Origin of the sequence: Kribbella sp. NPDC003557, assembly GCF_040610805.1 — a bacterium.
Lineage (GTDB): Bacteria > Actinomycetota > Actinomycetes > Propionibacteriales > Kribbellaceae > Kribbella.
Window position 1 is genome coordinate 217,749 of the sequence record NZ_JBEXMY010000005.1, and the last position, 12,302, is coordinate 230,050.

Sequence of the window (12,302 nt, forward strand, 5' to 3'; positions counted from 1 at the left end):
GGCGGACAGGACCCGGCGAACAAACGCTTTGTCTATTGCGACCCGGTTTGTGCGGACCTACCGTCACAACCATGGGTGGGGACCCCGGGGAGGGGCCGCGGCTTCGGACCGCGCGGCCGGTACTGCTCGTCGTCGACGCTGACCCGGAGCGTCTGGAGCGGTGCGAGACAGAGCTGGATCGTGGGTTCGGCGCGGACTTCCGGGTCCGCGGCGAGGTGACGACGGCCGCCGCGCTCGACTGTCTGCGACGGGCGCACGACTGGGAGCAGCGGGTCGCCGTCGTGATGGTCGACCATGCGCTGCCCGACGACGAGCGGGCCGAGATCCTCGCGGCCTCGCGGACGCTGCACCCCGACGCCCGCCGGGCGCTGCTGATCGAGTGGGGCGCCTGGGCGGAGCGGACGACGGCGTCGGCGATCCTGTCCGCGATGTCGGTCGGCGACATCAACTACTACGTGCTGAAGCCGTGGATCGCGCACGACGAGCTGTTCCACCGGACGGTGGCGGAGTTCGTCCAGGAATGGTCGCGGTACGAGGTCGCCAACTGGCGCGAGGTGGTCGTGATCGCGGCCGCGAACTCGGTCCGCGGTCAGGCGATCCGCAGCCTGCTGGCCCGCAACGGGATCCCGAGCGCGTTCCGGGAGAGCGGCTCGGCGCTCGCGAACGACGCGCTGGAGTTCATCGGCGAGCCGGATCCCGGCGACGGTGTGCTGGTGTGGATGCCGGCGGTGGGCGGTCCGGTGCTGCACGATCCGACCGACGTGGAGATCGCCGAGGCGTGGGGCGTCCCGACCACGCTCGCGCCGGACGAGGAGCGGTCGTTCGACCTGCTGGTCGTCGGGGCCGGACCGGGTGGGTTGGCGGCGGCCGTCTACGGGTCGTCGGAGGGGCTGCGGACGCTGGTGGTCGAGCGTGAGTCGATCGGCGGGCAGGCCGGCACCAGTTCGCTGATCCGCAACTACCTGGGATTCTCGCGGGGCATCCGCGGCTCGGAGCTGGCCCAGCGCGGCTACCAGCAGGCGTGGGTGTTCGGGGCGCACTTCCTGCTGATGCGCACGGTGGAGCGGCTGGAGAAGCGCGGTGACGTGTTCGTCGCCACCATCGGCGAAGTGGGCGAGGTCACGGCGCGGGCCGTGGTCCTGGCCAGCGGCGTGTCCTACCGGCGCCTCGGCGTACCGTCGCTGGAGAAGCTGGTCGGAGCCGGGGTGTACTACGGCGCGAGCGTCTCGGAGGCGCACGGGTTGAAGGACCGGGACGCGTGCGTGGTGGGCGGTGGGAACTCGGCCGGGCAGGCGGTCCTGCACCTGGCTCGGTACTGCCGCCGGGTGCTGCTGGTGATCCGTGGCAAGGACCTGTCCGCGAGCATGTCGCAGTACCTCATCGACGCGATCGACGCCGCGGACAACGTCACCGTGCGGGCATCGAGCGAGGTGACGGGCGGCGGTGGCGAGGGCCGGCTGCAGGAGGTCGTCCTGCGGGACCGGCAGACCGGTGACGAGGAAACGGTCCCGGTCGACGGGCTGTTCGTGATGATCGGCGCGGTCCCCGGGACCGAGTGGCTGCCGGAGGACGTGGGCCGGGATCCGCACGGCTTCGTGCTGACCGGGTCCGACGCCGCGGCGGATCCGCGGTGGCGCGAGGACCGGCCGCCGCAGCCCTACGAGACGACGCTGCCCGGCCTGTTCGCGGTCGGGGACGTGCGGGCCGCGTCGGTGAAGCGGGTGGCGTCCGCGGTCGGTGAGGGATCGGTGGTGGTCTCGCAGATCCACACCCATCTCAAGGTTCGCTCGGATGCCTGAACGTCGGTTCGTCTACACGCCGGCCATGGTCGGCGTGACCGCGCTGGTCCTGCTGATTCCGCTCGCGGGTCTGGTGCTGCTGCTGCAGAAGCCTCGACTCGACGTGCACTTCGAGCATCACCCCGCGCACTTCTGGCTGGTGCTGCTGACCGCCGCGCTCAGCGCCGTGCTCGCCTACACGACCGGTGCGGCCGCCATCCGGCGGGGTGACGCGCGGGTGCTGTTCGTGTCGCTGGCGTTCCTGTCGGCCGCCGGGTTCCTCGGACTGCATGCACTCGCGACGCCGAAGGTGCTGCTGGAAACACCGAACGCCGGCTTCACGCTCGCCACACCCGTGGGCGTGGCGATCGCGTCGGTGTTCGCGTTCCTGTCGAGCCTGACGGTTTCCGGCATCGTGTGGGGGCGAAGGCTGCGGGCCGCTCTGCTCGTGCTGATGGCGTTGTGGGCGTTGGCCTCGGTGCTGCGGTTGTGGCCGCTGGACGCGAGGGCCGTTCCTGAGGTTGCCGACGGCATCCTCGCGGTGCTCGCGGTGCCCACCATCGTGCTGTACGGCGTCGCCGCGGCCCGGTACCTGCGGACGTGGTGGGCGCGGCCCTCGTTGATGCTGCTGTCGATGATCTCCGCGTTCGTGCTGCTCGCCGAGGCGATGGTCGCGCTGGTGTTCGCGCGCAACTGGGCGCTGTCGTGGTGGGAGTGGCACGTGCTGCTGCTCAGCGCGTTCCTGCTGGTCGTCGCCGGCGTCCGGATCCAGTGGTACGAGGAGCGGTTCGCCGACCTCTACCAGGCGGACACCGTGTCCGGTCAGCGCGAACTGAGCGTGTTGTTCGCCGACCTCCAGGGGTTCACCGCGTTCTCCGAGCGGCACCAGCCGGCCGAGGTCACCGCGATGCTCAACACGTACTTCGAGGTCGTCGTACCGGAGGTGGTCCGGCGGCACGGCGGCGACGTGGACCGGATCATCGGGGACGCGCTGATGGTCACCTTCAACAAGCGCGGCGACCAGCCGGACCACGCACAGCGGGCGGCCGAGGCCGGCCTGGCGCTGCAGGAGGCGGCCACCGCCGTCCGGGCGTCGCACCCGAACTGGCCACAGTTCCGGGTGGGCGTCAACACCGGGATCGCCTCCGTCAGCCTGCTCGGCACGGAGGGCGGCCGGACCCACACGGTCATCGGCGACACGGTCAACGTCGCCTCGCGGATCGAGGGCAAGGCACCGGGCGGGGCCGTCGCGATCGGGGCGGCGACGAAGGCACTCCTGCCGCAGGCCCGCACCGAGTCCCTCGGACTGGTGACGCTGAAAGGCAAGGAGGAGCCGGTGGAGGTGTTCCGGCTGCTGGGGCTGCGGACATGATCAGGTGCATGATCACCCCTGCCTTCGGCACGTGTTCACGTGTTGGACCTTGGAACGACCGCGTCCCGGTGTGAGAATCCGGGCCATGTCTGCCCTGTACCGACCACGGCGCCGCCTGGGCGCCCTCGTGGTCACGACCAGTCTTCTTGCCTCCGGGGTGGCGGTGGCGATCCTCGCCGCGCCCGCGCAGGCCGCTTCGACCGATGTGGTCGTCACCGAGGTGTACGGCGGTGGCGGTAACAGCGGTGCGCCGTACACGAACGACTTCGTGGAGCTGACCAACAACAGCTCGGCCCCGGTCGACGTGAGCGGCTGGTCGATCCAGTACGCGTCCTCGGCCGGCTCGTCGTGGCAGGTCACCAAGCTGACCGGCAGCATCGCGCCGGGCGCCGCCTACCTCGTCCAGGAGGGCGGCGGCACCAACGGGGCGCCCATGCCGACCCCGAACGTCACGGGCACGATCCCGATGTCCGCTTCCACCGGCAAGATCGCGCTGGTCACCAACCAGACCGCGCTGGCCTGCGGCAGCACCTGCCACGCGGACCCTGGCGTCAAGGACTACGTCGGCTACGGCACCGCGACCGACTCCGAGACCGCGCCGGCGCCGGGCCTGTCGAACACCACCTCGGCCGCCCGGGTCGACCCGAAGGTCGACACCGACAACAACAGCGCCGACTTCGCCGCGGGCAACCCGTCGCCGGGCACGCTCACCGGTGGTCCCGCCGAGCCGCCGGTCGACGCCAAGATCCACGACATCCAGGGCGCCGCGCACCGCTCCCCGCTGGAGGGCAAGAAGGTCGCCGACGTCACCGGTGTGGTGACGGTGAAGGGCAGCAACGGGTTCTGGTTCCAGGACCCGCAGCCGGACGCCGACCCGGCCACCAGCGAGGGCCTGTTCGTGTTCACCAGCTCCGCGCCGACGGTCTCCGTGGGCGACGCGGTCACGGTCGAGGGCTCGGTCGCCGAGTTCCGCCCGGGCGGCTCCGGCGGTACGACGAACCTGACGACCACCGAGCTGACCAACGCGAAGGTCACCGTGACGGGCACCGCCGCGGTCCCGGCGCCGACGATCGTCGGCCAGGGTGGCAGGGTGCCGCCGTCGACCGTGATCGAGGACGACGCGTCCGGCGACGTCGAGACGACGAGCACCGCCTTCGACCCGGCCACCGACGGTCTGGACTTCTGGGAGTCGCTGGAGGGCATGTGGCTGGGCATCAACCAGCCGCAGGTCACCGGGCCGACCAGCTCGTTCCGCGAGCTGTCCGTCGTACCGGCCGGTGCGGGCGTGCGCACGGTGCGCGGCGGCATCCTGCTGCAGAAGACCGACAGCAACCCGGAGCGGGTGTTGCTGGACGACGTACTCACGCCGATCCCGGACGCCAAGACCGGCGACACGCTGGCCGGCGTGGTGACGGGTGTCCTGGACTACTCGTTCGGCAACTTCAAGCTGCTGCCGACCACGACCCCGACCGTGGTCGACGGCGGGGTGAAGCGGGAGACGACGAAGGCCTCCTCGCCGGTGCAGCTGTCGGTGGCGACGTTCAATGTCGAGAACCTGGACCCGTCCGACGGTGACGCCAAGTTCGACGGGCTCGCGCAGGCCGTCGTCCACAACCTCGCCTCGCCGGACATCCTCGGCCTCGAGGAGGTGCAGGACGACGACGGTGCGGTGAACTCCGGCACGACGAGCGCCGACAAGACGCTCGGCCTGCTGGCCGCGGCGATCGTGAAGGCGGGCGGCCCGCAGTACGCGTGGAAGCAGATCGACCCGGTGAACAACGCCGAGGGCGGTGAGCCGGGCGGCAACATCCGGGTCGCCTTCCTCTACCGGACGGACAAGCCGCTGAAGTTCGTGGACCGGCCGGGCGGCGGCTCGACGGTCGCCACCACGATCGTCACCGACGCCGCCGGGCGGCCGCACCTGAGCTCGTCGCCGGGCCGCGTCGACCCGGCGAACCCGGCCTGGGCCGCCACCCGGGTGCCGCTCGCGGGCGAGTTCAAGTGGCACGGGCAGACCGTGTTCGTGGTCGTGAACCACTTCAGCTCCAAGGGCGGCGACAACCCGCTGTGGGGCCGGTTCCAGCCGCCGGTCCAGGTGACCGCGGACAAGCGCCACCAGCAGGCCGCGGCGGTCCGCGGGTTCGTGGACCAGATCCTGGCCGCGGACAAGGGCGCGAACGTCGTCGTCCTCGGTGACCTGAACGACTTCGACTGGTCCGAGACCGCGGACATCCTGGTCGGCTCGGGCAGGACCGCGCTGATCGACCTGCCGCGGACCCTGCCGCTGCCGGAGCGGTACAGCTACGTGTTCGAGGGCAACAGCCAGATCCTGGACCAGATCCTGATCTCGCAGAACCTGCGCCCGGCCGCGGCGTACGACGTCGTGCACATGAACGCGGAGTTCCCGGACCAGATCTCCGACCACGACCCGCAGGTGGTGAAACTGATCCCGCTGCCGTCCTGGGTGCGGTGATTTCGGGCGTCTTACGTGTCGGGGCCCGGGCGGGGTTTTCCTTGCCCGGGCGCCGATACTTGAGGTGTGACTGATTCGACCAAGCAGTACGCCGTACAGAAGTCCGACGCGGAGTGGAAGGCGCAGCTGTCCCCCGCCGAGTTCCACGTGCTGCGCAAGGCCGGCACCGAGCGGCCGTTCGTGGGCGAGTACACCGACACCAAGACGGTCGGCGTCTACAAGTGCCGCGCCTGTGACGCCGAGCTCTTCCGGAGCGAGACCAAGTTCGACTCGCACTGCGGCTGGCCGTCGTTCTTCGCCCCGCTGGCCGAGGACCGCGTCGAGTACATCGAGGACAGCACCCTCGGCATGAAGCGCGTCGAGGTCCGCTGCGCCAACTGCGGCTCCCACCTCGGCCACGTCTTCGAGGGCGAGGGCTACGGCACACCGACCGACCTGCGCTACTGCATCAACAGCATCAGCCTGACCCTCACCCCGGCCTGACCTGCGCTCCGTTCGGCCGGTCGGGTCCTAGACTGGGTCGGCTGGTGGAGGCTGGGGAAGGAAATCGGTGGCTGACGACGTCCGTAGACCGCGGGTTCTCGATGTGCTGGCGGCGGAGGAGCCGTGGGAGGTGCCGGGCGCGTGGCTGGCCCAGGTGCGGGCGCAGCTGAAGGCCTGGGCCGACGATCCCGAGGCGTTGCGGCCGTTGCGGCCGGAGGCGTTCCCGGACTTCGTGAAGGGCACGCCGGCGGCGGTCTGGTTCACCCACCAGGCGGCGCCGCTGCTGACCGGCTGGATCCCGGTCCTGCACGGTGAGTACGCCGACCTGCCGACCGAGCTGACCCGCGAGTTCTACCGGCCGTCGTCGCGGCTGGGCGGCAACGGCCACGTCATCTACGTGGCGCCGACGGACTGGCACCTGCAGGCGATCGCCGGCGCCCGCGGCTTCCGCGAGAACGGCCGCAAACACGCCCTCCAGCTGTCCCGCAACGTCGCCGCGCTGTTCGTCGACGCTCCCCCGATGGCGGCCCGCGCCACGGCCCTGACCGCGGCGTTCGACCGGGTCCTGGCCGACCGCGAGCTGACCGAACTGCACGTCACCGGTGAGTACGACGAGATCGCGAAGTACTGGCGGACCGAAGCGCTGAAGGACTCCGAGCGCGCGGTCCTCCCGGAGCTGGCCGGCCCCACCGCCGCCCTGCGGTACTCGCTGAACTCGGTGCGCGACACGCACGCCCGGATGCTGATGGTGAGCCCGGACGAGTACGCCGGCGACTTCGCCCAGGTGCTGGCCGAGCTGATCCTGGCCAGCGGCCTGCGCGGGATCCCGCAGTCGGTCGCGAACATCCTCGGCGACGCCGCGATCGACGTGCACAAGTCGCTCGAGGAGATCCACTCGGCCTTCACGCTGACGACCTGGCACGGCCATGTGAACCAGTGGATGTCCCGCGCGATCCGCAGCGGGCAGTCGGTGCTGGCCCGGTCCTGGGGCGCTGCCGCCGCGCGCGTCGGCGTCCACCTGTCCGGCGTGCTGGGCAAGGGCCCGTGGCCCGAGACCGAGGTTCCCGACCTGACCACGCTGTTCCGGATGCTCGACCGCGAGCGCTGGAGCATCATCGAGAACGCGGCCGCCGCCGATCAGGAGGCGTCGCTGTCGGCCGCCTGGAAGACGGTCAAGGACGACGAGGAGGAGCCGAAGGCCCGCACGGGCGGCGACGGCACCCTCGACGACCCGCTGCCCGAGGTCGTCGACTTCAGCGACGACCCGCTGGCCGAGCTCGACTCGCTGATCGGGCTGGAGTCGGTCAAGGACGCGGTGCGCCGGATGGTCGCCGAGGTGAAGACGAACCTGCGCCGCACCGAGCTCGGCCTGCCGAGTCACGAGCGGGCCCGGCACATGGTGTTCGTCGGGAAGCCCGGTACGGCGAAGACGACGATCGCCCGGCTGCTGAGCCGGATCTACCACCAGCTCGGCGTGCTGGAGAAGGGCCACGTGATCGAGGTCGACCGCTCCGACCTGGTCGGCGCGGCGGTCGGTTCGACGGCGCCGATGACCGCGGCCAAGTTCCGTGAGGCGCTCGGCGGCGTGCTGTTCATCGACGAGGCGTACAGCCTGACGCCGGAGAACACGCCCGGCGACTACGGCCTGGAAGCGGTCTCGACGATCCTGAAGATGATGGAGGACCACCGCAACGACTGCATCGTGATCGTCGCCGGGTACCACCGCGAGATGCAGCGGTTCATGGAGTCGAACACCGGTCTGCAGTCGCGGTTCCCGAAGCTGCTGTCGTTCAGCGAGTACGACACCGACCAGCTGGTCGCGATCTTCGAGCTGCAGGCGCGGCAGAAGGGCATGATCTACGGCGAGGAGGTGCTGGACAAGGTCCGCACCGTCATCCCGCCGGCGCCGCGCGGCCACAGCTTCGGTAACGGCCGTTTCATCCGGAACGTGCTCGAGGAGGCCGTCTCCAACCAGGCGACCCGGCTGTCCGCGAGCGACCCCGACAAGCTCACCGAGCGGGACCTGCGCGAGCTGATCCCGTCCGACGTCCGGCCGCCCACGTCGATGCGCGCCGAGGACTACCTGCTGCAGAAGCCGGGCACCTAGACCGGCCTCAGATCGGCCTCAGATCGGCCTCAGATCGGCATCGCGAGTGCGACCGGGTTGCCGTCCGGGTCGGCGAGGTACGCCTGGCGCTCGCCCCACGGCATCGTGGCCGGCTCCTGCAGGACCGGGTGGCCGGCCTCCCGGAAGCGTTCCACCTCGGCCTCGACGTCGTCGACGTACACGAACAGCTCGAAGCGCGGCGCCGTCCCGACCGTGATGCCGAGCTGGGCCTCGGGCCAGTTGGCGTCGGACAGGCCGAGCGACGAGTCGCCGCGCTCGAGGCCGACGTAGTGCGGGTCGCCCTCGAGCGGGAACTGGTACGTCGGCTCGTAGCCGAGAAGCGTGTAGAACGCGACGGCCCGGCGTACGTCGGTGACGTAGAGCACCGGGAACGCCTTGCGGTGCACGCCTAGACCAGGTTGGCGACCAGGTCGCCGAGCTCGGTCCGCTTGCCGGTGAAGAACGGGACCTCCTCGCGGACGTGCCGGCGTGCCGTCGACGCCCGCAGGTCGCGCATCAGGTCGACGATGCGGTGCAGCTCGTCGGCCTCGAAGGCCAGCATCCACTCGTAGTCGCCGAGCGCGAACGACGCCACGGTGTTGGCCCGCACGTCCGGGTAGCCGCGCGCCATCTTGCCGTGCTCGGCGAGCATCGCGCGGCGCTCCTCGTCGGGCAGCAGGTACCACTCGTAGGACCGCACGAACGGGTACACGCAGACGTACGGCCGGGGCTCCTCGTCGGCGAGGAAGGCCGGGATGTGGCTCTTGTTGAACTCGGCCGGCCGGTGCAGCGCGAACTGCGACCAGACCGGGACCAGGTGCCGCCCGAGCCGCGACCGGCGCAGCGCGTGGTACGCCTGCTGCAGCGCGTCGGACGACGGCGCGTGCCACCAGACCATGAAGTCCGCGTCCGCCCGGAAGCCCTCGACGTCGTAGATCCCGCGGATCACCACGTCGTCGGCCGCCAGCTTCCCGATCAGGTCGTCGAGCTCGGCGGTCAGCTCGTCGCGGTCGGCGTCACCGAGCGGTGTCTCGACCTTGAACACCGACCACAGCGTGTAGCGGATGACGTTGTTGAGCTCGCGGGCTTTCGGCTTACCAGTCACGGTTTCCACGATGTCATTGTCTCCAATGCGTCCAGGTGCTCCCGCACCCGGGTGGCCGCCTTGCCACCCGATGCCACACACGCGGCGATGCCGACCCCTCGGTACGCCGCCCCACACACCGCCAGCCCCGGGACGCCGGCCACCGCGGCCTCGACGCGGTCGACCCGCTCCAGGTGCCCCACGGCGTACTGCGGGAGGCCGCCGCCCCAGCGTGTCACCAGCGCGCCGACGACGGGCGCGTCGAGCCCGATCGCCTGCTTCAGGTCGGACGCCGCGAGCTGGACCAGCTCCTCGTCGGAGCGCTGCAGCACGTACTCCTCGCCGAGGCGGCCGACCGAGGCGCGCAGTACGGCGAGCTCTCCCCCGGCCTCCGCCGACCAGGCCCACTTGGCGTGCGAGTACGTCGAGGCCTTGATCGTCCGGTCCTCCACGGACGGGACGAGGAACCCGGACCCGGTCGCGCCGGCCGGCCAGTCGCGCTTGCGCACGGCGAGCGTGACGATCGCCATGCTCGCGTACTCGATCGTCGCCAGCTCGGCCGACGCCGCGGGCGCCAGCGCCGCCAGCATCCGCCAGGCGGGAGCAGCCGGTACGGCGATCACGACCGCGTCCGCGGTGAGCAGCGTCGGCGCGGGCACCGGCCCCGCCTCCAGCTCGAACCCGTCGGCGATCCGCGAGATCCGGCGGACGGCGAGCTTGGTGCGGATCTCGACGCCGCGGGCGAGCAGGTCCTGCTCGAGGGCGCCGATCAGGCGGTTGACGCCGCCGACGAGGCCCGCGAACACCGGCTGGCCGGCCCGCTGCTGGCCCAGTGCGCGCAGCTCGGCCGTGGCGGCGAGCAGGCTCGGCGCGGTCCGCAGCCTCGCGTACAGGTCCGGGACGGCGGCGGCGAGCGAGATCTCCTCGGCCTTCCCGGCGTACACCCCGCCGAGCAGCGGGTCGATCAGCTTGTCGGTCACCGCGGAGCCCATCCGCTCGGCGACGAACCGCCCGATCGCCACGTCCTCGGTCAGCGCGGGAGCCGGCAGCTCGGCCTCGTGCGCGACCTGCTCGGCGGCCGCGGCCCCGAGGACGTCGGCGGTCGCCGCCGGGTCCACCGGGACACCCATCACGGTCGGCGGGATCGCCCGGATCCGGTCGCCGACCCACAACCCGGCCGAGGTCGTCGCCGGATGTACGAGGTCGTCCCCGAGGCCGACGGCCCGGATCAGGTCGACCGCCTCCGGGCGCCGCGCCAGCACGGATTCGGCGCCGAGGTCGACCGGGACGCCTTCGATCGCGTCGCCGGCCAGCTTCCCGCCGAGCCGGGGCGAGCCTTCGAGCACCGTGATCCGCGGCGGGTTCGGCCCGGTCGCCAGCGCGTGCGCCGCCGCGAGCCCACTGATCCCGCCGCCCACCACGACAACCCGGCTCACACGCCCTCCAAGCTCAATTCGTACGTCGTTCCCGGCCCGAGATCGGTGCTGCTGCTCCCGACCGCCCGGAAGCCCGTACGCGTCAGCACCGCCTGCGAGGCGGCGTTGTGGTTCGACGCCCCGGCCCGCAGCGCGGTCAGCCCGTAGGCCGGTGCGAGCTCGATCACCGCCCGCACGGCGGCCGTCGCCAGCCCCTTGCCCGCCCACTTCTCCGCGATCCGGTAGCCCAGCTCGGCCGATCCGTTCTCCAGGTCGATCAGATTCACCCGGCCGACCACGGCGCCGTCGCCGTCGACCAGCACGTGGAAGCGGCAGATCCCGGCCTCCTGCTCGGCGAGCAGCGCGGCGAGGCGGGTCTCGAACTCGGCGAAGAACTCGTCGCCGCGGTCCCAGATCCACGCGGCGAAGTACGCCCGGTTCTCCCGCTCGAAGGCGAGGACGGCGTCCGCGTGGTCCGCACGCAGCGGCTCCACGGTGACCCCGTGGTCAGGCAGGTACATGGGCCGACACGGTCTGCACGTACTCGGTGATCCGGCGCAGCACCTCGGGATCCGCGTCCGGCGGGACGCCGTGGCCGAGGTTGAAGATGTGGCCGGGCGCGGCCTTGCCCTCGGCGAGGATCCGGTCGATCTCGGGCTGGATCGCGTCCCAGCCGGCGAACAGCAGGGCCGGGTCGAGGTTGCCCTGGACCGGCTTCGGGGCGCCACCGGCCGCGGTGACCCGGCGGACCGCCTCGTCCAGCGGGACCCGCCAGTCGACGCCGACGACATCCGCGCCGGCGTTGCTCATCAGACCGAGCAACTCGCCGGTGTTCACGCCGAAATGCACCCGCGGGACGCCGTACGCCGCGATCGCGTCGAACACCTTCGCCGAATGCGGCAGCACGAACCGCTCGTAGTCCCGCGGCGACAACCCGCCGGCCCAGGAGTCGAACAGCTGGACCGCCGACGCGCCCGCCTCCACCTGGACCGACAGGTACGCGATCGCGACGTCGGCGAGCCGGTCGGCCAGCGTGTGCCACAGCTCCGGGTCGCCGTGCATCATCGCCTTGGTCTTCGCGAAGTCCTTGCTCGGCCCGCCCTCGACCAGGTACGACGCGACCGTGAACGGGGCGCCGGCGAACCCGATCAGCGGCGTGCCGCCGAGCTCGGAGACGAGCTGCTGGATGGCCTCGGTGGTGAACGGCACGTCGGCCGGGGTGACCGGGCGGACCGCGGCGACACCGGCGGCGTCCCGGATCGGGTCCGCCACCACCGGGCCGATACCGGGCTTGATCTCGATGTCGTACCCGGCGAACTTCAGCGGGGCGACGATGTCGGAGTAGAAGATCGCCGCGTCGACGCCGTAACGGCGGACCGGCTGCAGCGTTATCTCGACGACGAGGTCGGGCCGCAGGCAGGACTCGAGCATCGAGATGCCCTCCCGCACCGCGCGGTACTCGGGCAGCGCCCGGCCGGCCTGCCGCATGAACCACACCGGCGTGTGCGGCACCCGCTCACCCCGGGCAGCGAGCAGATAGGCGGAATCGTCCAGAGCGGAGGGTCGCGTCACACAGCGATGATCCCACGC

General features: G+C 71.4%; 10 protein-coding genes. 5 read left to right on the forward strand and 5 right to left on the reverse strand.

Features of this window, described 5'->3' with window-relative positions:
• The first annotated feature begins 71 nt into the window (after nt 1–71).
• From ABZW60_RS21740 to ABZW60_RS21760, 5 genes are all read left to right on the forward strand, one after another.
• On the forward strand, nt 72–1,799 hold the full coding sequence (locus ABZW60_RS21740) for an FAD-dependent oxidoreductase (protein WP_355479454.1): 1,728 nt from the start codon (nt 72–74) through the stop codon (nt 1,797–1,799).
• Nucleotides 1,792–3,150, forward strand: coding sequence for an adenylate/guanylate cyclase domain-containing protein (locus tag ABZW60_RS21745; RefSeq protein WP_355479456.1), 1,359 nt, complete (start codon nt 1,792–1,794; stop codon nt 3,148–3,150). Before ABZW60_RS21740 ends, ABZW60_RS21745 begins: the two co-directional genes overlap by 8 nt.
• Nucleotides 3,151–3,235: 85 nt before the next feature.
• Nucleotides 3,236–5,623, forward strand: coding sequence for a lamin tail domain-containing protein (locus ABZW60_RS21750; RefSeq protein ID WP_355479458.1), 2,388 nt, complete (start codon nt 3,236–3,238; stop codon nt 5,621–5,623).
• 66 nt (nt 5,624–5,689) lie between these two features.
• Nucleotides 5,690–6,106 (forward strand): peptide-methionine (R)-S-oxide reductase MsrB, encoded by a 417-nt coding sequence (msrB, locus tag ABZW60_RS21755; protein ID WP_355479460.1) that lies wholly within the window; start codon nt 5,690–5,692, stop codon nt 6,104–6,106.
• Nucleotides 6,107–6,173: 67 nt separating this feature from the next.
• Nucleotides 6,174–8,213, forward strand: a complete 2,040-nt coding sequence (locus tag ABZW60_RS21760; RefSeq protein WP_355479462.1) for an AAA family ATPase — start codon at nt 6,174–6,176, stop codon at nt 8,211–8,213.
• A 29-nt stretch (nt 8,214–8,242) separates the two neighbouring features.
• Here the strand turns inward: ABZW60_RS21760 and ABZW60_RS21765 are convergent, their stop codons facing one another.
• The 5 genes from ABZW60_RS21765 to hemE are packed head-to-tail and all read right to left on the reverse strand — an operon-like array spanning nt 8,243 to nt 12,284.
• A complete protein-coding gene (locus ABZW60_RS21765) occupies nt 8,243–8,620 on the reverse strand; it encodes a VOC family protein (protein ID WP_355479464.1) in 378 nt (125 codons plus the stop codon).
• Nucleotides 8,621–8,622: 2 nt separating this feature from the next.
• Entirely contained in the window at nt 8,623–9,327 is a 705-nt protein-coding gene (hemQ, locus tag ABZW60_RS21770) for a hydrogen peroxide-dependent heme synthase (protein WP_355479466.1), read from the reverse strand.
• Nucleotides 9,315–10,733 (reverse strand): protoporphyrinogen oxidase, encoded by a 1,419-nt coding sequence (gene hemG, locus ABZW60_RS21775; protein WP_355479468.1) that lies wholly within the window; start codon nt 10,731–10,733, stop codon nt 9,315–9,317. The genes hemQ and hemG overlap by 13 nt, the downstream gene beginning before the upstream one ends.
• Nucleotides 10,730–11,233 (reverse strand): GNAT family N-acetyltransferase, encoded by a 504-nt coding sequence (locus tag ABZW60_RS21780; RefSeq protein ID WP_355479470.1) that lies wholly within the window; start codon nt 11,231–11,233, stop codon nt 10,730–10,732. Before ABZW60_RS21780 ends, hemG begins: the two co-directional genes overlap by 4 nt.
• The gene (hemE, locus tag ABZW60_RS21785) at nt 11,220–12,284 is read right to left on the reverse strand and encodes a uroporphyrinogen decarboxylase (RefSeq protein WP_355479472.1); all 1,065 of its coding nucleotides are present in this window, start codon (nt 12,282–12,284) and stop codon (nt 11,220–11,222) included. Before hemE ends, ABZW60_RS21780 begins: the two co-directional genes overlap by 14 nt.
• Between the last annotated feature and the right edge of the window lie 18 nt (nt 12,285–12,302).

Coding starts and splice junctions, on each gene's coding strand:
- ABZW60_RS21750 (WP_355479458.1), top strand. CDS start 3,236: ATGTCTGCCCTGTACCGACCACGGCGCCGCCTGGGCGCCCTCGTGGTC.
- ABZW60_RS21740 (WP_355479454.1), top strand. CDS start 72: ATGGGTGGGGACCCCGGGGAGGGGCCGCGGCTTCGGACCGCGCGGCCG.
- ABZW60_RS21780 (WP_355479470.1), bottom strand. CDS start 11,233: ATGTACCTGCCTGACCACGGGGTCACCGTGGAGCCGCTGCGTGCGGAC.
- ABZW60_RS21745 (WP_355479456.1), top strand. CDS start 1,792: ATGCCTGAACGTCGGTTCGTCTACACGCCGGCCATGGTCGGCGTGACC.